General features: G+C 73.1%; 16 protein-coding genes and 2 rRNA genes. 11 read left to right on the top strand and 7 right to left on the bottom strand.

Going from position 1 to position 24,713, the window contains the following annotated elements; all coding sequences use genetic code 11:
* Positions 1-120 (top strand): 23S ribosomal RNA (locus HPY23_RS20175); the annotation flags it as partial.
* Between the two features lie 112 nt (positions 121-232).
* A 5S ribosomal RNA gene (gene rrf / locus HPY23_RS20180) occupies positions 233-348 on the top strand.
* 310 nt (positions 349-658) lie between these two features.
* On the opposite strand, the gene yghU is transcribed toward rrf, so the two are convergent.
* Positions 659-1,531 carry a glutathione-dependent disulfide-bond oxidoreductase gene (gene yghU / locus HPY23_RS20185; protein ID WP_091890237.1) on the bottom strand — a complete coding sequence of 291 codons (873 nt, stop codon included), beginning with the start codon at positions 1,529-1,531 and terminating at the stop codon, positions 659-661.
* Positions 1,532-1,868: 337 nt separating this feature from the next.
* Between yghU and HPY23_RS20190 the strand changes: the two genes are divergently transcribed.
* On the top strand, positions 1,869-3,302 hold the full coding sequence (locus HPY23_RS20190) for a phosphohexomutase domain-containing protein (protein WP_091890233.1): 1,434 nt from the start codon (positions 1,869-1,871) through the stop codon (positions 3,300-3,302).
* A gap of 31 nt (positions 3,303-3,333) precedes the next feature.
* Here HPY23_RS20190 and HPY23_RS20195 read toward each other — a convergent pair whose 3' ends face one another.
* Entirely contained in the window at positions 3,334-4,923 is a 1,590-nt protein-coding gene (locus HPY23_RS20195; protein ID WP_091890230.1) for a gamma-glutamyltransferase, read from the bottom strand.
* Between the two features lie 545 nt (positions 4,924-5,468).
* Between HPY23_RS20195 and HPY23_RS20200 the strand changes: the two genes are divergently transcribed.
* Positions 5,469-7,889 (top strand): putative bifunctional diguanylate cyclase/phosphodiesterase, encoded by a 2,421-nt coding sequence (locus tag HPY23_RS20200; RefSeq protein ID WP_236012542.1) that lies wholly within the window; start codon positions 5,469-5,471, stop codon positions 7,887-7,889.
* A gap of 440 nt (positions 7,890-8,329) precedes the next feature.
* Positions 8,330-10,378, top strand: a complete 2,049-nt coding sequence (locus tag HPY23_RS20205) for a GAF domain-containing protein (RefSeq protein ID WP_091890227.1) — start codon at positions 8,330-8,332, stop codon at positions 10,376-10,378.
* A gap of 15 nt (positions 10,379-10,393) precedes the next feature.
* Here HPY23_RS20205 and HPY23_RS20210 read toward each other — a convergent pair whose 3' ends face one another.
* The gene (locus tag HPY23_RS20210; protein WP_244537673.1) at positions 10,394-12,613 is read right to left on the bottom strand and encodes a CHASE domain-containing protein; all 2,220 of its coding nucleotides are present in this window, start codon (positions 12,611-12,613) and stop codon (positions 10,394-10,396) included.
* A 391-nt stretch (positions 12,614-13,004) separates the two neighbouring features.
* On the opposite strand from HPY23_RS20210, the gene HPY23_RS20215 reads away from it, so the two are divergent.
* From HPY23_RS20215 to HPY23_RS20225, 3 genes are all read left to right on the top strand, one after another.
* Complete coding sequence (locus HPY23_RS20215; protein WP_091890224.1) at positions 13,005-14,036, top strand: aldo/keto reductase; 1,032 nt, start codon at positions 13,005-13,007, stop codon at positions 14,034-14,036.
* Between the two features lie 144 nt (positions 14,037-14,180).
* A complete protein-coding gene (locus tag HPY23_RS20220; RefSeq protein WP_060847457.1) occupies positions 14,181-14,603 on the top strand; it encodes an RbsD/FucU family protein in 423 nt (140 codons plus the stop codon).
* Between the two features lie 13 nt (positions 14,604-14,616).
* Positions 14,617-15,480 carry an amidohydrolase family protein gene (locus HPY23_RS20225; RefSeq protein ID WP_091890221.1) on the top strand — a complete coding sequence of 288 codons (864 nt, stop codon included), beginning with the start codon at positions 14,617-14,619 and terminating at the stop codon, positions 15,478-15,480.
* A gap of 10 nt (positions 15,481-15,490) precedes the next feature.
* Here the strand turns inward: HPY23_RS20225 and HPY23_RS20230 are convergent, their stop codons facing one another.
* From HPY23_RS20230 to HPY23_RS20245, 4 genes are all read right to left on the bottom strand, one after another.
* Positions 15,491-16,141 carry an aspartate/glutamate racemase family protein gene (locus HPY23_RS20230; protein WP_091890218.1) on the bottom strand — a complete coding sequence of 217 codons (651 nt, stop codon included), beginning with the start codon at positions 16,139-16,141 and terminating at the stop codon, positions 15,491-15,493.
* 172 nt (positions 16,142-16,313) lie between these two features.
* A complete protein-coding gene (locus tag HPY23_RS20235; RefSeq protein WP_175540059.1) occupies positions 16,314-17,123 on the bottom strand; it encodes a GNAT family N-acetyltransferase in 810 nt (269 codons plus the stop codon).
* 124 nt (positions 17,124-17,247) lie between these two features.
* Positions 17,248-18,576, bottom strand: a complete 1,329-nt coding sequence (locus tag HPY23_RS20240; protein WP_091890212.1) for an NAD(P)/FAD-dependent oxidoreductase — start codon at positions 18,574-18,576, stop codon at positions 17,248-17,250.
* A gap of 240 nt (positions 18,577-18,816) precedes the next feature.
* Positions 18,817-20,274 carry an aldehyde dehydrogenase family protein gene (locus HPY23_RS20245; RefSeq protein ID WP_091890208.1) on the bottom strand — a complete coding sequence of 486 codons (1,458 nt, stop codon included), beginning with the start codon at positions 20,272-20,274 and terminating at the stop codon, positions 18,817-18,819.
* A gap of 416 nt (positions 20,275-20,690) precedes the next feature.
* Here HPY23_RS20245 and HPY23_RS20250 point away from each other — a divergent pair, with 416 nt between their 5' ends.
* The 3 genes from HPY23_RS20250 (at position 20,691) to HPY23_RS20260 (ending at position 24,693) form a co-directional block, all read left to right on the top strand.
* Complete coding sequence (locus HPY23_RS20250; RefSeq protein WP_091753699.1) at positions 20,691-21,047, top strand: cupin domain-containing protein; 357 nt, start codon at positions 20,691-20,693, stop codon at positions 21,045-21,047.
* Between the two features lie 1,064 nt (positions 21,048-22,111).
* Positions 22,112-23,179 carry an HD-GYP domain-containing protein gene (locus HPY23_RS20255; protein WP_091890205.1) on the top strand — a complete coding sequence of 356 codons (1,068 nt, stop codon included), beginning with the start codon at positions 22,112-22,114 and terminating at the stop codon, positions 23,177-23,179.
* The gene (locus HPY23_RS20260; RefSeq protein ID WP_091890202.1) at positions 23,176-24,693 is read left to right on the top strand and encodes a sensor domain-containing diguanylate cyclase; all 1,518 of its coding nucleotides are present in this window, start codon (positions 23,176-23,178) and stop codon (positions 24,691-24,693) included. The genes HPY23_RS20255 and HPY23_RS20260 overlap by 4 nt, the downstream gene beginning before the upstream one ends.
* Positions 24,694-24,713: the final 20 nt, after the last annotated feature.

Raw genomic sequence — 24,713 nt, forward strand, 5'->3', positions numbered from 1 at the left:
CCCCCTTGAAACGAGAACTCCCTCGAGAGCCGGGGAAGACGACCACGTGGATAGGCTGGATGTGCAAGCGCGGTAACGCGCTGAGCTGACCAGTACTAATCGCTCGATCGGCTTGATCGCTCTCATGATCCGTGTCCGGATCAGACCAACACCACACACACGATGAAGACACGCTGGCAGCCCTCACCGGCTGCCGCAAAAGACATGCTTGCCGAACGACGTGCTTGGCCGGTCTGGTGGTCAGAGCGGGGTGATCAGAACCCGATCCCATCTCGAACTCGGCCGTTAACCGCCCCAGCGCCCATGGTACTGTGTCTCAAGACACGGGAGAGTCGGTCACCGCCAGACCTGCCAAGCACGTCACATATTCCCTCGACACAATCCGAACCACGAAGCCCGCCCGGCTCATGCCGGGCGGGCTTCGTCGTGTTCGGGTCAGGCTGTTCGTGCGTCCCGGTACCGGTTCCGAGGATCCGCTTGAGCCCGCCTTTCGTGCGTCCGGTTATGGGCCGGTATGCATCGCCCGGTGCGAATCCGGACCTAACGTCCGCGCCCGGTGGAGGCCGGCTTCTTCGACCGCAGTTCGGCACGCCCCTCGCCAGTGCGGCGAGGGGCGTGGTGGAATCGAGCGCGTCATCGAACGATCCGATGGAAGCCGTCAGGCGCCCGCAATCTTGTCCTGCGTTTTCGTGTCGAAGTCGCTCGCGTCGTGGCGCTCGTGAAGCTGGTCGGCCGGGTCGCCGGTGATGCGGTTGACCTTGCGCCCGCGCTGCACCGCCGGACGGGAGAAGATCTGGTCGGCCCAGCGCACGACGTTGCGATAGCTCTGGACGTCCAGGAACTCGGCCGCCTCGTAGAGCCAGCCTTTCACCACGCCGCCGTACCAGGGCCAGATCGCCATGTCGGCGATCGTGTAGGCGTCGCCCGCCACGAACTCGTGCTCGGACAGGCGCCGGTCGAGCACGTCGAGCTGACGCTTCGACTCCATCGCGTAGCGGTTGATCGGATACTCGAACTTCGTCGGCGCGTAGGCGTAGAAGTGCCCGAAGCCGCCGCCGAGGAAGGGCGCCGAGCCCATCTGCCAGAACAGCCATGACAGCGTCTCGGCCCGCGCCGCCGGCTCAGTCGGCAGGAAGGCGCCGAACTTCTCGGCGAGATAGGTCAGGATGGCTCCCGACTCGAACACCCGGACCGGCGTCGCGCCGCTGCGGTCGACGAGGGCGGGGATCTTCGAGTTCGGGTTGGCCTCGACGAAGCCGGAGCCGAACTGGTCTCCGTCGCCGATGCGGATGAGCCAGGCATCGTACTCGGCGCCGGCATGGCCGAGCGCCAGCAGCTCCTCCAGCAGGATCGTGACTTTCTGGCCGTTCGGCGTGCCGAGCGAGTAGAGCTGAAGCGGGTGCTTGCCGACTGGCAGCGGCTTCTCGTGCGTCGGTCCCGCGATCGGTCGGTTGATGCTGGCGAAGCGGCCGCCGCTCTCCTTGTCCCAGGTCCAGACCTTCGGCGGCATGTAATCGGCTCGGTCGCTCATGGGCGCTCTCTCCGGTGTTGCGAGGCAACAGATAGGCGCGCCGCCAGCGCAGGGAGAGGGGCCATGCGCCGAGATTGCGGGCGCCGGAGACATGCGTCGAGGTGCGGGCCATGCATCGCCGATGAGCGCGGCGGCACGGACCGGCACACGGCACCGCCCGAATCGGGATCGATCGCGCCCGATCGAGTCTCCCCGAGGAGCCTATTGTGCCCCTCCCGCCATCGTGTTTTCTCGAACCGGACAGCGCGCCCCGGCGAACCCGCGCGGCCGCTTCCCGTTCGGGCGCCACGAGCGCCCGGTCGATGCGCGTCCGACCGGTTTCAAAGAGCATTGCCCGATGAACAGTTTGAAATTCGGCACCTCCGGGCTGCGCGGCCCGGTGACGGACCTGACCGGGCGGCCCAGCTTCGCCTATGCCGCCGCGTTCTTCGCCTCCGTCGGCGCCGAGCCGGGCATGCGCCGCGAGGTCGTGATCGGGCGCGACCTGCGCGCCAGCAGCGCGGGAATCGCCGCCACGGTCGCCACCGCGGCGGCCGCGGCCGGCCTGACCGCGATCGATTGCGGCCCGCTGCCGACGCCGGCCCTCGCGCTCGAGGCGGCACGGCGCGGCAGCCTCGCCGTCATGGTCACCGGCAGCCATATCCCGGACGATCGCAACGGCTTGAAGTTCTACCGCCCCGACGGCGAGATCACCAAGGCCGACGAGGCCGCCATCCTGGGCGCCCTCGGCGACATCGCCGATCCGGCGCCCCTCCCCGCGGCCGTCCCGGCCGAGCCGGAGCCGGACGCGATCTCGCGCTACCGCCGCCGCTACCTCGACGTCCTCGCTCCGGACATCCTGGCCGGCCTCACGATCGCGGTCTACCAGCAGAGCTCGGTCGCCCGCGACGTGCTCGTCGACGTGCTGTCGGCCCTCGGCGCCGACGCCGTGCCGATCGGCCGGTCCGAGACGTTCGTGCCGATCGACACCGAGGCCCATCGCCCGCAGGACGTCGCGTTCATCCGCGAGGCCATGGCCTCCGGCGCGTTCGACGCGCTCGTCACCACCGACGGCGACGCCGACCGTCCCCTCGTCGCCGATGCACGCGGCCGCATCCTGCGGGGCGACGTCCTCGGCCTGATCACCGCCCGGTATCTCGGCGCCGACGCCGTCGTGGTGCCGGTGACGGCCGGCTCGGCCATCGAGCGCGCGGGCGGCTTCCGGCGCGTGCTGCGCACCCGGGTCGGCTCGCCCTTCGTGATCGCCGGCATGGAGCGGGCGGCGCGGGACGGGGCGAGGATCGTCTGCGGCTTCGAGGCCAATGGCGGCTTCCTCGCCGGATCGGACAGCCCGGTCGGCGACGGGGCCGGCCGCAAGGTCCTCCCGGCCCTGCCGACCCGCGACGCGGTGCTGCCGATCCTCGCGACCCTGGCGGCGGCCAGGCAGGCGGGCCTGCCGCTGGCCGACCTCGTGGCCGCGCTCGACGTGGGCGAGACGGCGAGCGACCGCCTGCCCGATACGCCGTCCGAGCGGAGCGGCGCGTTCCTGCGCCGTCTCGCCGAGGAGGCGTTCCGCCGCGACTTTCTTCGCCCCGTCGGGCAGCCGCACGGCGTCGACGAGCAGGACGGGGTCCGGATCGGGCTCGACGGCGACCGGACGATCCATTTCCGCGCCTCGGGCAACGCCCCCGAGCTGCGCTGCTACGCCGAGGCGAAGTCGGCCCGCGACGCCGAGGAGCTGGTGCGGTGGGGCCTTGCCGCCGCGGCCGCCGCGATGGGCCGGACGGCCTGATCCGGTCCGTCATGGGGATAGGGGTCCGCCCCTACCCCGGAACCGCCACGGCGGCGGACCACGGCGAGGCGACGTCGCTGCACCCGGTCGCGACGTCGCCGTCGAGCCGGATCAGGTTGGGGCAGGCGAAGTTGATCGGGATCACGCCGTGCTCGACGACCTCGACGGGCCCCGCGGCGGCGAGGGCGTCGCGGATTTCCGGCGCGAGCCGGAGATCCGCGCTCGTCCCCTCCGGGCCCGACACGTCGATGCGCGGCAGATGGGCCGCCGTCCCCGGATCCATCCCGAAATCGAGGAGGAAGGCGAGGGTCTGGTAGACGCTCGCCAGGATGCGCCGGCCGCCGGAGGCGCCGCCGGCGAGGCGGGGCCCCTCCCCGCCGCGCGGCGTCACGATCACCGGGCACATGTTGCAGAGCGGGCGCGTTCCGGGCGCGATCGGGTTGGCGCTGCCGGGCCGCGGATCGAACCACATCATCCCGTTGTTCATCAGGATGCCGGTCCGCGGCAGCACGACCCGGCTCCCCATCGAGGACAGGAGCGTCGTCGTCATCGACACCATCATGCCGTCCCGGTCCACGACGGTGAGGTGGGTGGTGCAGGTGTCGCCGGGCTCGGTGGCGGCGCCCAGTCCGGCCAGGCGCCGGCCGTAGGCCTCCCGCATGACGGTCGAGAGGCTCGCGAACCAGGCCCCGTCGGGGCCGCCCGGCGAGCAGGGGACCGGCGCCATCCCGGACACGACCTCGGCCAGCGTCGGCGCGGCGGTCAGCCCGCCGGCCGTGTGGATGAGATGGTCGCCGCGCCAGGCGATCGTGGGTGCCTCGCGCAGCACCGCCCGGCAGCCGGCCAGGTCCTCCCGGTCGATGACGCCGCCGAGCGCCGCGACGTCGGCGACGAGATCGGCGGCGACCGCGCCCTCGTAGAAATCCCGCAGGCCCGCCCCCGCCAGCCGCTCCAGCGTGTCGGCGAGGCGTCCGAGGGGCAGGAAGCCGGGCGTGCCCTGGTAGGGCGCCACCGGCGGCAGCCCACCCGGCAGGTAGAGCCGGGCGCTCTCCTCGTAGAGCCGCAGCACCGAGGCCGAGGCGGCGATCTTGAGCGTGGTGAACCAGTCCTGGGCGAGCCCCCGGCGCGCGAGCCGCAGGGCCGGCGCGAGGAGGTCCGCCGCCGGGCCGCCGGTCCCGAACGCCTCGTGCAGCTGCCCGTAGCCCGCGACCGCCGACGGGATGCAGAACGAGAGCGGGCCGTGGACGTTGCGGTCGCCCTCGACCTCCGGCCAGGTGAACAGGTCGCGCTTCGTCCGGCCCGTGAGCGGATAATCCTCGGCCCGGGCGTTGCGGCTCGAGACCGGCCCGAAATCGACGACCGTCGCCCGGCTCGCGCCGGGCGGCAGCACGAGGGCGAAGCCGATGCCCCCGAGCCCGCTATTCCACGGCTCGACCGCCGCGAGGGCGAAGGCGGTGGCGACGGCGGCATCGGCGGCGTTGCCGCCCGCCGCCAGGATCGCGGCCCCGGCCTCGGCGGCCTCCCGGTTCTGGGCGACGACGAGCCCGTGCCGGCCCGACGCGACCGGCTTCGTCAGGCTCCAGTTCTGGGTCCGGTAGGGTGCGTGATCGTGAGCCGGCATCCGTGTCCTCTGGCCTTCCCCGCGACGGGGCAGTGTGGCGGCTCGCACGCATCGGGCCAAGGGTGTGGGCAGGAATGCCTGAGTAGGGGTGCTTGAGCAGAGGTGCTTGGGCAGGAGTGGGCCGGCGAGGAGGCGCCGCCGGACTGGTCAACCGCTCCGGCATGTCGACCGAAAACAGCCGATCGGGCGGGCCGAGCGGGCGACGCCGGCGCTGCAAAAAGGACTGAAATCTTTCAAACGTCGTCGAACGCCGGTCGCCGACCGGCGAGATGACCGGAAACACGGCGAAAAGCGTCGGATGCCTCGACTTTTCACGATTCGGTTTGAACGCGTGTTAGGCCAACAAGTCCATCCTGGCGGACGGTGAGACGATCGATCTCATCGGGCGGGAGGCGTCGGATGCGGTGTGGGATCGGACAGTCCAGCTCGCATGCGTGCGACGCTCGCCGTCGAGGCGGACCGGTGCCCGCCGACATGCCCAGGCTCCTCCCCGACCGGCCTCGGCGCGACGGCGCCGGGCCGTCGCCTCGAACGGACGCGATGCCTTGAGCCCCACCGAGACGTCCCCCGCGGCCGCCCGCCCCCGCCCGGACCGCCCGGTCGACGACGCCTCCGGCTCGGGCAATCACCGGCTGCGCCACGAGACCCGCGTGGCGATGCTCGGCGAGACGCTGCAGCTCGCGAACTACTCCGCCGTGACGCAGGCCGCGGTGGCGGTGGCGCTCGCCTACATGTTCTGGGACATCGCCGCCCACGCCTATCTGCTGGGCCTGGCCGGGGCGGTGACCCTCCTGTGCGCCCTCACGGTGGCGGCGGCCCGGCGCTACCGCGGCACCTTCGGAGCCGGGGCGAGCGAGCACGCGGTGCGGCGGGGCTTCGCCGTCTCGAAGCTGCTCGCCTTCGCGCTCGGCCTGTCCTGGGCCAGCCTGCCGGCGGTGCTGCTGCCGGGCATGGACAACGCCTACCGGGTCATCCTGGTGGCGGTCTGCGCCGGGCTCGTGTCGGACGCCTACGTCGTCGGCCCGATCTTCGGCGTCGCGTTCCTGCTCGCCGCGCCGGTGGTCGCCGGCTTGTTCGTCGGCCTGCTCGGCTGCGAGGCGCCGGTGGGCCAGTACATCGCGATCCTGCTCGCGGTCTACGCGGCGTTCGTGTTCCTCAGCGCGCGCCGCATGTGCCGGCTGTCGTGCCAGCGCCTGTGGGACCGGGCGGTGGTGCAGGAGCAGAGCGAGACCATCGGCCTGCTGCTGAAGGATTTCGAGGAGGGCGCGAGCGACTGGCTCTGGGAGACGGACGGGACCGGGCGCCTGCACCATTCCCGCCGCCGCTTTGCCGGCCTGCTCGGCCGGGACCGCGAGGACCTGGAGGTCGAGGACCTCAACGTCCTGGCGGTCCTGCGCGAGTTCGCGGCCGAGGGGGCGGCCCGCGGGGACGTCGAGGCGGTCATTGCGGCGGTCAAGGCCCGGCTGCCGTTCCGCGACCTCACGGTCAGCCTTCGCACGGCGCAGGGGACGCGCTGGTGGACGCTCAACGGGAAACCCGCCTTCGACCGGCAGGGCACCTTCCTCGGCTATCGCGGCGTCGGCTCCGACGTGACCGCGAGCCGGGCGGCGCAGGCCCGCATCGCCTTCCTGGCCGGCCACGACGCCCTGACGGGACTGCCCAACCGGACCAGCTTCCAGGGCGCGCTCGAGGATGTCTGTCGCGAGGCCGGCGGCGCCGAGCGCCGCTCCGCCCTGTTCTACCTCGACCTCGACGGCTTCAAGGCCGTCAACGACACCTGCGGCCACCTCGTCGGCGACCGGCTCCTGAAGGCGGTCGCGGCGCGCCTGCTCGCCGTCTGCGGCCCGCACGGCGTGTTCCGCCTCGGCGGCGACGAGTTCGCGGTCGTCGTCCGCGACGCGGAGCGGGCCGGGTCGGAGGCGCTGGCCTCGCGGATCGTGGCCGAGCTGCGTCGCCCGTACCGGATCGACGAGGCGCTGCTGGAGGTCGGCGTCAGCGTAGGCATCGCCACCGTGCCCGGCGACGCGCTCGACGCCTCGAGCCTCCTCCTGCGCGCCGACCTCGCCCTCTACGCCGCCAAGGCGGACGGCAAGGGCTGCTGGCGGACCTTCGATCCGGCGCTCGAGGAGAAGGCCCAGCACCACCGCCAGCTCGACCTCGACATGCGGGAGGCGCTCGCCGCCGACGCGATGGAGCTGCACTACCAGCCGCTGGTCGACCTGCGCAGCGGGCGCGTCGCGGGCTTCGAGGCGCTGCTGCGCTGGAACAAGCCGGGGCACGGCTGGGTCTCGCCGGGCGAGGTCATCCCGGTCGCCGAGGCCACCGGCTTCATCGTCGAGATCGGCCGCTGGGCGCTCGGGCGCGCCTGCGCCGACGCCCTCGCCTGGGACGGCTTGCGGGTCGCGGTCAACATCTCGTCCATCCACGTGCGCATGCCGGGCTTCCACGAGGAGGTCGCCGCGGTGCTGCGCGAGACCGGGCTGCGGCCCGACCTCCTCGAGATCGAGATCACGGAATCGGTGCTGCTCGACCACGGAGCGGAGGTGCTGGAGAACCTGAACCGCCTGCGCGCCCAGGGCGTGCGCATCGCGCTGGACGATTTCGGCACCGGGTACTCGTCCCTGAGCTACCTGACCGAGTTCCCGTTCGACAAGGTGAAGGTCGACCGTTCCTTCGTGCGCGACCTGCAGGGCCGGCCCGAGAAGGTCGCCGTGGTCGAGGCCATCGCCCGGATGGCGCGGGCCCTGTCGATGACGGTGACGGTCGAGGGCGTCGAGACCCGCCAGCAGCTCGACGTCCTGCGGGACAAGCGCTGCGACGTCGCGCAGGGCTTCCTCTACAGCCCGGCGCGGCCGGCCTCCGAGGTCGCGGCCCTCGTCGCACGGATCGAGGGCGCCGGCCTTCCGCCGCGCGAAGGCGACCCGCCCGCCGCCCGCCCGGTCCTGCCGCTCGCCCGCGCCTCCTGACCGGGGCGGTCCGTTCGGGCACCTCGGCGCCGGGGGCGATGCGGGACGAGGCAGGATCTCGACGCGCTTCGCCGCCCGCCTCCCGGCGGACTGCACCGACGAGGCAAGATGGACCGCAGGGAAGAAGATTTCATCCCCTTCGGTTGCACTGATTTATCGAACTAAAAGACTTGATTGAAATTTATCAAGCCTGATATGGGGCTTCGTGTGCTGTGGCTCCTTTTCAAGGTTGACGCGACGGCTTAACGTCCGCGCCCGGATGGCGCGGGTCGGCGGGCGATGGCAATCGTGCAGGGGCGTGAGGGGCGGGCACGGAAGGCGAGCGCCGCCTCCCCGGAGCGACATGGCCGGACGGGGCCGCCCGCGACCGCTTCCGGCGGGGCCGAGGCCTCGCGCCGCCCCTCGCACGCCCTGCGGCGTCGGGGCGCCGGGGCGCCGACATGACCCCGGCTTCCGGGATCGTTCCGGACGGCTACGTCGCCGATGCGGCGCGCGTCGCGGCGCTCGGGGGCTACGGCATCCTCGATACCTCGCCCGAGGAGGAGTTCGACGGGATCGTACGGCTGGCGAGCGAGGCCTGCGCCGTGCCGGTGGCCATGATCACCCTCGTTGCCGCCGACCGGCAATGGTTCAAGGCCCGCCTGGGCTTCGACGACCCCGAGACGCCGCTCGATCATGCGATCTGCGTCCACGCGCTGGCCGAGGAGACCGTGCTGGTGATCCCGGACCTCGCGCTGGATCGGCGGACGCGGGCGAACCGCGCCGTCACGGGACCGTCGGCCTTCCGCTTCTACGCGGCCGCCCCGCTGCGCAGCCCGTGCGGCCACGGCCTCGGGACGGTGTGCGTCATCGACCGCGCGCCGCGCGCGGACGGCCTCACGGCGTCCCAGGCCGGCATCCTGCATGCGCTCGGACGACAGGCGATGATCCTGCTGGAGGCGCGTCGCGCCCTCCGTGCGACGCGGGCGGAGGCCGACAGGTTGCGGGCGAGCGAGGCCTTCCTGCACGGTGTCCTGTCCGCGTCGCCTGATTGCATCAAGGTGCTCGACCTCGACGGCCGCCTCGACTTCATGAACGGCCCCGGCCTGCGCGCCATGGAGGTCGACGACTTCGCGACGATCGCCGGAACCCCATGGCCCAGCCTCTGGTCGGGGCAGGCCGAAGCCGCGGCCCGCACGGCCGTCGCGGCTGCCGCCGGCGGCGGCGAGGGGCGCTTCGAGGCGTGGGCCGGCACCCTGCGCGGCGTCGCCAAGTTCTGGGACGTGTCTGTGACGCCGATCCGCGGCCCCGATGCCCGGCCGGAGCGCCTCCTCGCGATCTCGCGCGACCGGACCGCCGAGAAGCGGGCCGCCGGGCGCCAGGCTGCCCTGACGACGCTCGGCGACCGTCTCCGGGATGTCCCCGACGCCGACGCGGTCGCCGGCGTCGTCGCCGAGACGGCCGGGGACGCTCTCGGCCTCATCCGGGCGGCCTACGGCGTCGTCGACCGGACCGAGAGCTGCATCGACTTCCAGCGGGACTGGACGCGGCCGGGCCAGCGCAGCGTCGTGGGCCGCCACGCCTATTCGGATTACGGCACCTACGTCGAGGATCTGCGCCGGGGCGAGACGGTGGTGGTCGCGGACGTCCGGACCGATCCCCGCACCGCGCCGAGCCACCGCGCGCTCGGACGCTTCGGCATCGGGGCGCTCGTCAACGTGCCGACCATGGCGGAGGGCCGCCTCGTCGGGGTGCTGTGCCTCCACGATGCCGGACCGCGCGCCTGGACGCGCGAGGAAGTCGCCTTCGCGCAGGTCGTCGCGGAACGGGCAGGGCTCGCGCTGGCACGGATCGCCGCCGAGGAGCAGCAGCAGCTCCGGACCCACGAGATCGCCCACCGGCTCAAGAACCTCCTGGCGATGGTCCAGGCGATCGCCGGCCAGACACTCCGCTCGGCCGCCGACCTGACGGCCGCGGGCGAGGTCCTGGCCGGCCGCCTCGCCGCGCTCGGGCGGTCTCACGATCTGCTCCTGGGCGGGGAGACGGGCGGCGAGGCGGGCGGCAGCACCATCCGGGACGTGATCGGACGCGCGTTGTACCTGCACGCCGACGCGTCCGGTCGCTTCGACCTGTCCGGGCCGGAGGTGCCGGTCGGCGGGCCGGTCGCCCTGTCGCTGTCGCTGATGCTGCACGAACTGGCGACGAACGCGGCGAAGTACGGCGCCCTCTCGAACGCGGCCGGGCGGGTCGCGGTCGCCTGGGACGTCCGCGAGGCCGGAGGCGTACCGCGGTTGCGGCTCGCCTGGCGCGAGAGCGGCGGCCCGCCCGTGACGCCCCCCACGCGCCGCGGGTTCGGGACCAGGCTGATCGAGCGCGGGCTGACCGGCCTGGTGGGAGGCGAGGTTGCGCTCTCGTTCCCGCGCGACGGATTCGCGTGCATCGTCGAGGCGCCGCTCGCGGCCTTCCAGGCCGGCAATCCGGATGTCGGTCTCGAAGGCGGCAGAGCCTGAGCGCCGGGCCTGCGGTCAGAGCGCGATCATCTCGCGGATGCGCGCCGCCAGGACGTCGACCGCGAACGGCTTCGTCAGCACCGCCATGCCGGGCTCGATCCGGTCGTTGTCGAACAGGGCGGTCTCGGCGAAGCCGGTGATGAACAGGACCTTCAGGCCCGGCCGGCTCGCCCGGGCGGCGTCGGCCAGCTGGCGCCCGTTCATGCCGCCGGGCAGGCCCACGTCGGTCACCAGCAGGTCGACGCGCGCGTCCGACTGGAGCACCCGCAGGCCGCCGGCCCCGTCGGTGGCCTCGACCGCGGTGTAGCCGAGCTCGCTCAGGACGTCGCTCACGAGCATCCGCACGGTCGGCTCGTCGTCGACGATCAGCACGGTCTCGCCGGCCACGGCCGGGGCCATCGGGCGCCTCTCGGGGACGGAGCCGTCCCCGTCGGCCTCGCCGCGGTGCCGCGGCAGGTAGAGGCACACCGTCGTGCCGGAGCCGACCTCGGAGGCGATCCGCACCTGCCCGCCCGACTGCTTGGCGAAGCCGTAGATCATCGACAGGCCGAGCCCGGTCCCCTCGCCCATCGGCTTGGTGGTGAAGAACGGGTCGAACGCCCGGGCGACGACCTCGGGCGGCATGCCGGCGCCGGTATCCGACACGCACAGGGACAGGTACTGCCCCTCCGGCATGTCCTGCGCCTCGGCCCGACGGCGGTCGATCCAGCGGTTCTGGGTCTCGATCACGATCCGGCCGCCGTCCGGCATCGCGTCCCGGGCGTTGATGCACAGGTTCAGGAGCGAGTTCTCGAGCTGCGAGGGATCGACCAGCGCGGGCCAGAGGTCGTCCGCCCCCGCATGCCGCACGTCGATGCCCGGGCCGACGGTGCGCTGGACCAGGTCGAGCATCCCGTCCACCAGCCGGTTCACGTCGACCGCTCGGGGCGCCAGCGTCTGCCGGCGCGAGAAGGCGAGGAGGCGGTGGGTCAGCGCCGCCGCCCGCTTCGAGGCCCCCTGCGCGGCGGCGATGTACTTCGCGACGTCCTTGGAGCGGCCCTGGCCGATGCGGGCCTCGATCAGCTCCAGCGAGCCCGAGATCGCCGCCAGCAGGTTGTTGAAGTCGTGGGCGAGCCCGCCGGTGAGCTGGCCCACCGCCTCCATCTTCTGGGATTGGCGCAGCACCTCCTCCATGCGGGCGCGCTCCTCGCCGGCCTGGCGCAGGCGGTCGGCCGCCTCCCGCAGGTCCCGCGTCCGGTCCTGGACCCGGGCCTCCAGCGAGGCGTTGAGGCGGCGGATCTCGTCCTGCGTGCGGCGCTGGCGGAACGCGGCGAAGCCGAGGAGAGCGGTGGCGAGCAGGCCGCCGCCGCCGATCAGCCAGACCTCGGACAGGGCCGAGGCGCGCCGCGGGGAGAGACGCTGCTCGAACCTCACCGTCCAGGTGCGGCCGCCGAGCTTGAGCGTCGCCTCGCGCGTCAGCCGTCCAGCCACGGCGTCCGTGGCGCGCGCGGACCGGTGCAGCAGCGTCGCTTCGTCCGGGGCGCCGTCGTAGATCGCGAAGGCCGCGTCCTCCTCGGCCCTGGCCGCCACGATGCTGTTGAACAGGTCGTTGGCCCGGAACGCGCCGAAGACGAAGCCGAGGAAGCGGCGGCGGCGCTCGGCGAGATCGGACGGCACGCCGCCGCCGGCATAGACCGGCATGGCGACGAGGAAGCCGGCCTGCTTGTTCGCGTCGATCTCCTGAACGAGCTGGATGCGCGCCGAGGCGGCCGGCTGGCCGCTGTCGCGGGCGCGCTCGACCATGTCGCGCCGGACCGGGTCGGACATCACGTCGTAGCCGATGGCGGCCTGGTTGCGCGGGTTCGGCGGCTCGGCGAATAGGACCGGGCTGATCAGCGGGTTGTCGGTCGACGGGTGGACGCGGAAGCCCGGCACGCCCAGCGCCTCGGCCCTCGCGGCGAACCGCTCGCGCTCGGCGGCCGGCAGGGTCGGGGTGAAGCCGATGCCGAGGAAGCCGGGATACAGGCTCTGGAACTCGATGCGGTCGACATAGGCCCGGAACTCGGCCAGCGTGACGGCGTCGCCGTGGGCGGCGAACAGGCCGGCGCCGCCGCGCAGGAGTGCGGCATAGGTGCGGAACTGGTCCTCGACCGAGCGCAGCTCGATCTCGGTCGCGTGCAGGAAGGTCAGGCGGTCCCGCGTCGTCGCCGCCCGCCAGGTCGCGGCGGTGCCCAGCCCCGTGGCGAGCAGGCCCACGGCGAGGATCGCGTGCGGGATCCAGCGCCACGCCCGCGGTGCCGGCGGTCGCGCAGGAGCCGGCGTCTCGTCGTGGACCTGCGGGAGGGAAGGTTCGTGCAAGGACGGGGACCGGGCAAGCGGGACAGCGCGTCGTGCAGGGCTCGGGCCCTGCCGGGCCGCCCCATGATGCCGCCGCTGACGCGGTTTAGCGAGCCGCGGGCGACGGACCGTCCACCATCGGACCGACCGGAGCCCTTGGCGCGGACCCCGAAGCGCAGGGACGCCCGGACCCGGCGCCAGCGCGAGATGTCTCGTGCCGCATCAACGGCCTCGGGGCGAGGTCGTTGATGCGGCACGAGAATCATCGGAACATCTCCTCATGGATAAATAAACTCCGGGAGGCGGATCGATGAAGGTTTCGGACGAGCGCCCGCTCAAGCGGGCGGGCCTTGCGCTCACGGCCCTCGGCCTCGGCACCGCGCCGCTCGGCGGGCTCTACGCGCCGGTGCCGCTGGCGGATGCCCGCGCCACGCTCGACGCGGCCCTCGCGGCGGGCATCCGGCACGTCGACACGGCGCCGATGTACGGGCTCGGGCGCGCCGAGCACCTCGTCGGCGAGCGCCTGCGCGAGGCGGATCCGGCCGGGTTCGTCGTCTCGACCAAGGTCGGCCGGCTGATGGGCATCGAACGGCCCGGCCGGCCGCTGCCGCCGGAGGCGGCCCGCAACGCGTTCGATTCCGGCTGGCACAACGGCCTCTCGTTCCGGGAGATCTTCGACTATTCCTACGACGCGATCCTGCGCTCCTACGACGATTCGCGCCAGCGCACCGGCCTGTCGAAGCTCGACCTCCTGTTCGTCCACGACATCGGCCGGGTCACCCACGGCGAGGCGCACGCGCATCACTGGAACGCGCTGACCCGGGGCGGCGGCTTCCGGGCCCTCGCGGAGCTGCGCTCGGCCGGGCTGATCGCCGGGTTCGGCCTCGGCGTCAACGAGACCGGGGCGATCGCCGAGGCGATGGAAGAGGCCGACCTCGACGTCTGCCTGCTCGCCGGCCGCTACACCCTCCTCGACGCCTCGGCGGCGCAGGCGCTGCTGCCCAAGGCGCTCGCCCGGGACGTCGCCCTGGTGATGGGCGGGGTACTCAACTCCGGCATCCTCGCCGCCGCCGGCCCGGGCCGCAGGACGTACGACTACGTCGACGCGCCGCCCGCGATCCTCGCCAAGGCCGAGGCGCTGGAGGCGGAATGCCGGGCGTTCGGCGTGCCCCTGCCGGCGGCCGCGCTCCAGTTCCCGCTGCGCCATCCGGCCACCGCCAACGTGGTCGTCGGCGCCAGGAGCGCGGCGGAGCTGCGCCAGGCCGTGGCCTGGTTCGAGCAGCCGATCCCCGACGGGCTGTGGCGGAGCCTGGAGGACGAGGGGTTGATCGCCGCGCCCTAAGGCCCGTCCCGCCCCAGGACCGGGCCTGCGGTCGCGTTGCCCGGCTCGGCGGCGGAGACTAACCTGGCGCCGTGACGACGTCCGCCGGACCGGGTGACGACGGCGTCATGCCGGCCCGCGACGGAACGGGCACGAGGAAACGCCATGCTGAAGACCATCGACCCGCTGCTCAACGGGCAGCTCCTCGCGATCCTGGACGACATGGGCCACGGCGACGAGATCGTCGTCGCCGACGCCAACTTCCCCTCGGCGAGCAACGCCCGGCGGCTGGTGGACCTGCCGGGCACGACGGCGCCGGCGCTCCTCGATGCGATCCTGTCGCTCCTGCCCCTCGACGACTTCGTCGAGAGCCCGATGGCGGTGATGCAGGCCCCGCCCGAGACCCGCCCGCTCTACGACGGCTACCAGGCGAGCGCCGACCGTGCCGAGGGGCGCTCGATCGCGATCACCGAGATGCCGATCCCCGAGTTCTACGCCCGCACCCGCACCGCCTACGCGGTGGTCCGCAGCGGCGAGCGGCGCCTCTACGCCAACTTCCTGCTGCGCAAGGGCGTGATCTACCCGTGAACGGGATCGACCCGTGACCGGGGCAATCGACAGCCACCAGCACTTCTGGCGCGTGGCGCGCGGCGATTACGGCTGGATGGGCGAGCATGTCTCCCCTCTCCTGCGCGACTTCATGCCGGACGACCTCGCGCCGCTTATGCGCCGGGCCGGCATCGCCCGCACGATCCTGGTCCAGGCGGCAGAGACCGAGGCCGAGACCGATTTCCTGCTCGAGGTCGCCGCCCGGACCGAGTACGTCGCCGGGGTCGTCGGCTGGCTCGACATGGAGTCCGACGCCTTCCCGGAGCGGCTGGCGCATTATCGCAAGAACCCGCTCCTCGTGGGCCTGCGCCCGATGCTGCAGGATCACGACGACGACCGCTTCATCCTGCGGCCGCGCGTCCTCGACAACCTGCGGCGCGTGGCGGAGAGCGGGCTCGCCTTCGACATCCTCGTCTTCCCGCGCCACCTGCCGCACGTCGCCGAGGCCCTGGCCCGGGTGCCCGCCTTGCGCGCCGTGGTCGACCATCTGGCCAAGCCCCCGGTCGCGACCGGCGCCCTTGATCCCTGGCGAGCGGACCTCGCCGCCCTGGCGGCGTTCCCGGGCGTCTCCTGCAAGGTGTCGGGCCTCGTCACGGAGGCGCGGGCGGACTGGTCGCTCGCCGATCTCGCGCCCTACGTCGATCACGCGGCCGAGTGCTTCGGCGAGGACCGCCTGCTGTTCGGCTCCGACTGGCCGGTGGCGACCCTGGCGGCGACCTACGGCGAGGTCGCCCACGCGGCCCGGGCGCTGCTGGGCACCCGCTTCGGCCCCGCGGCGATGGCCAGGATCTTCGGCGGCAACGCGATGCGGGTCTACGGGCTCTCGGACCGACGATCCGCCGGAGGGGCGACGTGAGGCAGGGCGATCACACCCCGCCCATGGCGGCGACCGCCGCGGCGAGCCCGGACCGCGGGCTGTCGAGCGGGCGCTCCTCCGGGGCGAGCCGCTCGCCCGCCGAGGCCATCGACGCCTGGGCCAGCGCGACGCGGGCGGCTCCGGCCCGCCGCGCGTCCCTGACGGCGCCGGCGATCGTCGCCAGATAGAGGTCCCGGTCCCCGGCCTTGAGCGCCGCCCAGGCTCCGGGGACGAGGTGCATCGCGATCTCGGCCCCGGTCCCCCGGGCCGCCGCCTCGAACAGCCGCCGCGTCGGCTCCAGGGTGGTCTCGACCGCGCACAGCACGGCGATCCTGCCGCCACCTGCGACCGCCTCGGCGGCCAGCGCGGCGTCGACCCGCATGACCGGCACCGGCGCGTCCCGCCCGGCCTCCTCGACCGCGGGGCCCAGGGTCGAGCAGGTCAGGAGGACGGCGTCGCCCTCGGCGCACAGCCCCCGCAGGAGTGCGGCCGTCTCGGCGCGGATCTCGGGGGTGAGGTGCCCGGCCCGCTCCGCCCCGGCGAGGAGATCGGGACGGACCGCGTGGCTCAGCGCCACGTCGCGAAAGCCCGTCTTCGTCAGGGCGGCCTCGAACACGTCGACGTTGCTGTCGATGGTGTGCAGGCAGGCGATGCGTCGCATGGGGCGGTCCTCACCGGGATTGCTTCGGCCTCGTGCCGGCCAGGGGAGTGTCGGCGATCCGCGCCGGCGGGGCCAGCGCGCGATCGTGCGGCACCGTGGGCGGCGAACCGCCTGCCGCCGACGGATGGACCCACGCGGACGATGCCTCGGCAGGCCGAGGCTTTCGATCCACTCAGCCCAGGGCCTGGCTCGCCAGGCCGTAGACCTGCACGGACCCGCCGCGCTCGTCCTCGCCCCGGGTCATCTCGACGCTGCGATCGACGTTGATCAGGCCCGAGGCCGACAGGAACTCGGCGAAGGGACCGTCGTCGCGACGGGTGTCGACGCGCAGGAACGCCCCGGCATGGTCCCGCACGTGGACCGAGGCGAGGGCGACCGCGTCGTCGTCCGACGCGGCGACGATCGGGCCGACGACGTGGCCGCGCCCGAAGGGCCGGCAGACCGAGAAGCCGACGATCCGGCCGTCGCGCTCCAGCACCGCGGTCCGTCCCTGCGCCCGGAGGGCGTGCAGGAGCGCCATGCGGTCGCCGCCGGTGGCGGCGGCGTCGAGCCCCTCGATCGCGGCCCAGTCCGCCTCCGCGGCCGGACGCACGCGCTCGTCGGCCACCGCCGCGCCCGCATCGGCCTGGCCCTGGTGCTGCGTGATCGACCCGGTGACGACGAAGCCGAGCCGCTCGTAGAGCGGGCGGCCCGCCGCGGTCGCCGTCAGCCGGATCGCCCGCGCGCCGGCCCGCGCGATCAGGTCGCTCATCAGCCGCTTGCCGGTCCCGCGGCCCTGCAGGGCGGGATCGACGATCACCATGCCGATCGTCGCCAGGCGCTCGCCGTAGAGCCACGACATCGCGCAGCCGGTGATCGCGCCGTCCTCGGTGGCGACCAGGCCCCGGCCGACGGCGTGGAACAGCCGCCAGTCCTCGCGCCGGTGGGGCCAGCGCACCGCCTGGGACAGGGCGTGCCCCCGCTCCAGGTCCTGCTCCGTCATGGAGCGAATCTCAGTCGTAGCCGTCATGGCGAGCCGGAACTCCTCGGGGGCGGCCGTCGCACGGAGGCGGACCGCGTGGATCGAACGAAATCGGGGGGGCGGCGGCGGGGCCGCGATCGGGGCGTCAGAACTCCGCGACCTTCCCCCAGGCCGAGGCGTGGAAGCGATCGGGATGGTAGGGGCGCGGATCGACCAGCGGCTCGGCGCCGGTGACGATGTCGGCGATGAGGTGGCCGGCGCCCGGGCCGATGCCGAAGCCGTGGCCGGAGAAACCCGCCGCCAGGACGAGGCCGGGCACGCCCGTGACCTCGCCGATTCCCGGCACGCCGTCGGGCGTCGAATCGACGTAGCCGGCCCAGGACGCGGTGATCGCGGTGTCGCGCAGGGCCGGCAGCAGCGCGAGGGCGCGCCGGTGGGTCTCGGCGACGAGGCGCGCGTCGGGCTTCGGATCGAGGATGCGCATGCGCTCCATCGGCGTCGGCTTGTCGAGGGCCCAGCGCTTCGCGGTCTCGTGGCCGCTGCGCCACGCCTCGGCGCCACCCGGCAGGAGGACGCGCCAGCGCTTGGCGAACATCGGCACGAACTCGCGGGCGAACAGGATCTGCTGCGGCGTGGGATCGACCCGGGCGCGCCCGCTGATCGCCAGGTTGTAGCCGCCGCTCTCGCCGCGGCGGGTGAGCGAGACGCCCGCGGTGTAGAGCGCGTCCGGCAGGCCGGCGACGTTGGGGCCGACCGCCATGATCGACTGGCGCACCGCCGCCTGCGGGAAGCGGATGCCGAGCTGGCGCACGAACGACGACGCCCAGGCGCCGCCGGCCATGACCGCCACCTTCGTGCGGATGGTGCCCTTCTCGGTCACGACTCCGCTGACGCGCCCGCCCTCGAGCTCGAGGCCGCGGGCGGCGCAGAACTGGTGCACGGTCCCGCCGGCCTTCATCACGCCGCGCGCGGCGATCGGCACCGCCCGGGAGGTGTCGGCGATGCCGTCGGTGGGCGAGAACACCCCGCCCTTCCACTCCCGGCCGGTGGCCCGGCCGTGCTCGCGCGCCTCGGCGGCGCCGAGCACGTGAGTGACGACGCCCTCGCCGGCGGCGAAATCGCGCCACTTCGCCCAGCGGGCGATCTCGGCCTCGTCGTTGCTGAGGTAGAGGAGGCCGCAGCGCCGGAAGCCCGGATCCTCGCCGATCTCGGCCGCGAGCCGGTCCCACAGGTCGAGGGCCTTGGTCGCCATCGGCAATTCGCGGGCGTCGCGGTTCTGCTGGCGGCACCAGCCCCAGTTGCGGCTCGACTGCTCGGCCCCGATCCGGCCCTTCTCGACGAGCGCGACGCTGACGCCCCGGCGCGCGAGGTAGTAGGCCGTGAACGTGCCCACGACCCCGCCGCCGATCACCACGACATCGGCGGCCGCCGGCAGGTCCGGCGTCGTGTCGATATGGAGGAGAGGTGCTGGCATCCGTGGGCTCCCTAAGCAGATTTCGCCGAAGTGGTGACCGGTTCGGCGCCGAAAATCTGCGACAAGACAAGAACCTGAGCGGGCGAAGCGTTGGCCTGCCAACGCAAGTCTGCTTGGCGTCCGGGACAGCCTAGCCGGGCGCCTCGATCCGGGTGTGCCGGAGTGGCCGGACGGGCCGGCATATTCTGCTGCGCGGCGTGCGCCGGCCGCCGGTATCGTCCGGCGGGCCGGCCCCCGGGCTCAGTCGTAGTAGCCGAGGATCGCCTTGGTCTCGAGGTACTCCTCCAGCCCCTCGCGGCCGTATTCCCGGCCGTTGCCCGAGCGCTTGTAGCCGCCGAACGGCGCCTCCGGATCCCAGGCCGGGGCGTTGAGGTGGACCTGCCCGGCGCGGATGCGGCCGGCCACCGCCCGCACCTGCGCCATGTCGGTGCCCTGGACGTGGGCGCCCAGCCCGTAGATCGTGTCGTTGGCGATCTCCACCGCCTCCTCGACGCCGTCGTAGGGCAGGATCGCCAGGACCGGCCCGAAGATCTCCTCCTGGGCGATCGCCATGTCGCGGCGCACCTCGGAGAAAACGGTCGGCCGGGCGTAGAGGCCGGTCGTCAGGCCGTCGGGCCGTCCGGTCCCGCCGGCGACGAGCTTGGCGCCCTCCTCGATGCCGATCGCGATCATCCGCTGGATGCGGTCGTACTGCGCCCGATTGGCGATCGCCCCGTGGGTCGTCGCCTCGCGCCGCGGATCGCCGACGACGAATCCGGCGACGGTCGTGCGCGCCAGGGCCTCCACCTCGGCGAGACGGGCGCGGGGCACCAGCATCCGGGTCGGGGCGCTGCAGGATTGCCCGAGGTTGCGCATCGCCGCGGCGATGCCGAGGGGGATGCAGCGGGCGAGATCGGCATCCGGGAGCACGACGTTGGGCGACTTGCCGCCGAGCTCCTGCGCCACGCGCTTGACCGTCGGCGCGGCCGCCTGCGCCACCAGCACGCCGGCCCGCGTCGACCCGGTAATCGAGATCATGTCGACCTCCGGATGGGTGGAGAGCCCCTCCCCGACCACCGGCCCGGTGCCGTTGACGAGGTTGAACACGCCGGCCGGGCAGCCGGCCTCGTCCATCACCTCGGCGAACAGGAGCGCGCTCAGGGGCGAGAGCTCGCTCGGCTTGAGGACCACGGTGCAGCCCGCCGCCAGGGCCGGGGCGACCTTTGCGGTGATCTGGTAGAGCGGCCAGTTCCACGGCGTGATGAGGCCGCACACGCCGATGGCCTCGCGGGCAACGGCGGTGGTGCCGCGCCGCGACAGGAACGGAAAGGTCGCCATGAGATCGCGCGCGACCCGGATATGGGCGGCGGCGAGCGGTACCTGGGCCTCTCGGGCATAGGTGATGGGCGCGCCCATCTCGGCGCTCAACGCCTGCGCGAAAGCCTCGAGCCGCGCGATCACGAGGCCGTGGACGCGGTCGAGCAGCGCCGCGCGCTCGGCGGGCGCCGTGCGCGACCAGGCCGGGAAGGCGCGCCGGGCGGCGGCGACCGCGTGCGCGACGTCGGCCTCGGTCCCCAGGGCGATCTCGGCGATCACCGTCTCGCTCGCCGGGGATACGACGGCGACGCGCTCCGCGCCCGCGCCCTCGCGCCAGGCGCCGTCGACGTAGAACCGGTCGAGGCGGCCGGCCTCGGCGAGGTGCCGGATGGGATCGGTCATGGCAGGCGGTCCTTCAGGTGGCAAACGGGGGCCGGCGAGCGGCGGCGACCGGGGCGGGCCGGGCTCTCGACCATCCCGGTCGATAGGCGCGCCGCTCTCGCCCTGCCTCACCGACCGGCGGTCCGCGGCGCGAGCCGGCCCCGCCCGGGACTGGGCTCGACATCGGCCGTCGCCGGCTTCGCGAGCGATCCGGATGTTCCGCCGGGACGATGATGCGCGACGGCCGACCACAGCTTTCACCGGAAATCAGCGCGTTTTCGGCATTTCCTTCCAAAACCCCCGCGGCGGGCGGCGAGGGCGGCGGTTCGGGCCTCCGTACAATCGGACGGCTCCCCGGCGGCGGCAGGCGAAGCCGGAGATCCGCCGGGCGAGGCCCGGCGCGCGCCTGCGGCCATCACCTCTTCCGCGAGACAGCCATGACCCTCCTCGTCACCATCGACACCGATCCGACGTTCGAGCCGAAGCACGCGCTCCCGCTTCCCGAGCGCCTGATCGCGGGCTCTCCCTCGTTCAAGACCTGGGCGCAGGACGAGTCGCGCGGAGAGACGGTCAAGACCGGCATCTGGGAGGCGACCCCGGGCGAGACCCACTCGATCAAGGGCACAACCTTCGAGTTCTGCCACATCCTCTCCGGCCTGGTGGAGATCGAGGAGAAGGGCGGCGAGACCAAGACGTATCGCGCCGGCGACAGCTTCGTCATGAAACCCGGCTTCGTCGGCGTCTGGCGCACGATCGAGACCGTGCGCAAGATCTACGTCTGCGTCTACGAGTGACGCCGCGGGGGTATCCGGGCGGGGTGTGGGCGAGCGCCCGAGGTCTCCGGCCGGCCTGCTGAACGCGCAGGCGCCCTCTTCCCCCGGCCGATCCCCGGAATGGCGGATCCCGCCTTTTCAGGGGCCGGCCCGCCGGCCGACGATCGGCGCTCCGGCCCCGAGCCCGGGTGGCGCGATCGAGGTACCCGCGCGTCGGCCCCGCGCCGGGCATGGCGCGCCCACGGGCGGGCTGCCCTGACGCTTGCGGCTCCCTGCGGCCGGTCCCGGGACGAGAGCCGAGAGAAGCCCGGACGAGCGGCCCGGCGCAGGACGCCGTGCGGACGGGCGCCCCGCTCTCCGCGCGCGTCGCTGGCGGTCCGGCGACCGATCTCGAGACCTTGCAACCGCCTGCCCGCGGGACCGGCCCTCCCGTGCGCCTGCGCGAGACCGCAACGGCGACGCGCGAGATCTCGCGACGATCCTGCGCGTCGAGGCCTCGAGCGATCGGACGGTGTCGTCGATCGCGGCGGCGGCGGTGGAGACCAGGGCGGCGTCCCGGGTGCCGTCGGCCTCCTCGCAGCGGTCGCGCCGGTCCGGGTGCCCGACCGCCGAGACCGCCCGCTTCCTCGCCACGAGGCTGGACGCCCAAGTCGCAGCCGGAAAAAAATCCTCCCGTATCCGATCATGACTGCCGTGATCACAGCTTCGGGAATTTTTTCATGAAGTCTGGCGCATCCGTACGGCAATCCATCCCCGTCGACTGCCGGAAAGATTTCGTCATTCGCTGCGTAAGCAGATTGTTAAGACCGTTTCCGGTATCCATGACGAGGCAGATTGCCTACCCATAACGGCCTATCCATGGTGGCGGGCCAATCGCCAACAGTGATCGATGCCATGATCTGCAGCCCGCCAGGATCACCCGAGGACGTCGATCGCACCACGTTGCTGCAGCCTCACCGGCCGGCCGGCCCGAATGCGATCGTGACGGCCCGCCGGGCGATCGCGGAACTGCATCGCGGGCACGCGACCGTTCCCCGAGACGCCGTCGACGCGATGTTCTCCTGAGAGGGCGGCCGAGCGCCTCGATGAACCGGATCCTGCTGATCTCGGACAACCCCTGCCGCAGCCGCGGCCTCGCCCAGGATCTCGCGCGGGACCTCGCCGGCGGGATCGATTGCGAGATCCACGACCTCTACGGCGACGAGGCCACGGCCGGGCCGGCCGACGCCCTCGTCACCGACGTCGACGATTTCAGCGCGGAGGCGGTCGCGCGGGTGCGCCGCCTCGTCGGCCGCGCCCGCAGGGGCACGCCCCTCGTCGTCCTGATGAACCAGGACAGCGCGCGTGCGCGCCTGTTCGGGGTCGCGCTCGGGGCTTCCCGGACCCTCTGCGCGCCGTTCGACGTTGCCCGCCTGCGCGACGCCGTCGGCGCCTTCGCCGACGAGGCCGGGCCCGTGCCGTTCGGCGCCGTGCGCTCCAGCGACGCGGCGCGGGGCTTCTACAGCAGCCTCTTCGTCGACGAGCGGCCGATCACCGAGGCCCTCGTCGATACCGGGACCGACTTCGTCGGCCGCGCGGTGCGCGAGACCGGCATCCGCGACTGGGTCCGGGCGGTGCAGCGCTTCGACGACGCCACCCACCAGCACTGCCTCCTCGTGACCGGGCTCGCCGCCGCCTTCGCCCGCAGCCTCGGCCTCGGCGACCTCGAATCCCACCGCCTCACCAAGGCGGCGCTGCTGCACGACGTCGGCAAGATCCACGTCCCCTCGGCGATCCTCAACAAGCCGGGCCGCCTCGACGCGAACGAGATGGCGATCGTGCGCCGGCATCCCGACGAGGGCTACCGCATGCTCGCCGGCCAGGGCTTCGGCCCGGAGATGCTGGCGGTCGTGCGTTCCCACCACGAGATGCTCGACGGATCAGGCTATCCCGACCGGCTGAAGGCGGACGACATCCCGGATCTCGTGCGCCTGATCACCGTCTGCGACATCTACGCCGCCCTGATCGAGCGCCGCTCCTACAAGCCGCCGATGGCGGGCGAGGCGGCCTTCGCGATCCTCGAGGGCATGTCCGGGCGCCTCGATCCCGCGGTGGTCACCGCCTTCCGGCCGGTCGCCGCCGCCTTCACCCCCCGCTTCCCGTGCGACGCATGACCCCGCGCCTGCCCACGGCCCTGACGCGGGGCGCCCAGGCGGCCCAGACCTGGCTCCTGCTCGGCACCCTCGTGCCGCTCGGCATCATCGCCGTCTGCACCCTGATGCTGCTCCAGCTGCGCCAGGACGCCTGGGACAAGGCCGAGCGGACCGCGCAGAACCTGCTCCAGGTGATCGAGCGCGACATCGACCGCAACGTCGAGATCATCGACCTGGCGCTGAAGAGCGTGGTCGAGAACCTGCAGATGTACGATCTCGAGGAGATCAGCCCGCGCTTCCGCCAGCGCATCCTGTTCGACCGCGCCGTCAACGCCCGCGACCTCGGCGTGATGCTGGTCCTCGACGAGCACGGCAACGCGCTCTACGACGCCGCCGGGTGGCCGGCCCGGCGCATCAACGGCGCCGATCGAGAGTACTTCCGGGCCCACAAGGCCGATCCGGGCATCGGCCTCCATATCAGCCGGCCGGTGATCTCCCAGCTCAACGGCACCCCCGTCGTGGTGCTCAGCCGGCGCATCGGCCTGAGCGACCAGTCGTTCAGCGGGATCGTGCTCGGCAGCCTGTCGCTGTCCTACTTCGACAGCCTGTTCGCCCGGATCAAGCTCGGGCGCGAGGGAACGATCAACCTGTTCCTCGACGACGGCACCCGCCTCGTGCGCTATCCCGAGCCGAACCCGGAGCTGGCGCCGAACTTCGCCGATTCGACGAACTTCCAGCGCTTCCGGCGCGAGCGCAGCGGCAGCTTCGTCGGCGTCACCCACAGCGACGGGGTCCAGCGGCTCTACGCCTTCACCCAGGTCGGCGGCCTGCCGCTGATCCTCAACGTCGCGCTCTCCACCGACGAGATCGAGGCGGAGTGGCGGGGGAAGGCCCTGGTGATCGGCGCCATGCTGCTCGCCCTGTGCGGGCTGACGATCGGGCTGTCGTTCCTGATCGCCTGGGAGCTGCGGCGGCGCTCGGAGGCGGAGGCCGCCCTGGCCCGGCTCTCGCGCACCGACGCGCTCACCGGCCTGCCCAACCGCCGGGCCTTCGAGGAGGCCTTCGCCCGCACCTTCGCGGAGGCGCGCCGGCGCGGCGAGCCGCTTCCGCTCCTCGTCGTCGATGCCGACCACTTCAAGCGCTACAACGATCGCCACGGGCACGCGGTCGGCGACCGGGTGCTGCAGGGGATCGCTGGCGCCCTATCGGCGAGCGCGCGCCGGCCGGCCGATCTCGTCGCCCGGGTCGGCGGCGAGGAATTCGCCATCCTGCTGCCGGGCACCGACGCGGAGGGGGCGGTGAGCGTCGCCGAGCGGGTGCACGCGGCCGTCGCCGGCCTGGTGGTGGAGGCCGAGGGCGCGAGCGTCGGCCGGATCACGGTGAGCGTGGGGCTCGCCCTCGGCCTGCCGCGCGAGGGCGGCACGCCCGGCGCCCTGTTCGATCTCGCCGATGCCGCCCTCTACGAGGCCAAGGCGACCGGCCGCGACCGGACCTGCTACGCGCTGATGGACGGGGACGGCTGTAAGGCGGCCTGACCAGGCTCGCATCGGCGCGC

It is taken from the genome of Methylobacterium ajmalii, assembly GCF_016613415.1.
Lineage (GTDB): Bacteria > Pseudomonadota > Alphaproteobacteria > Rhizobiales > Beijerinckiaceae > Methylobacterium > Methylobacterium ajmalii.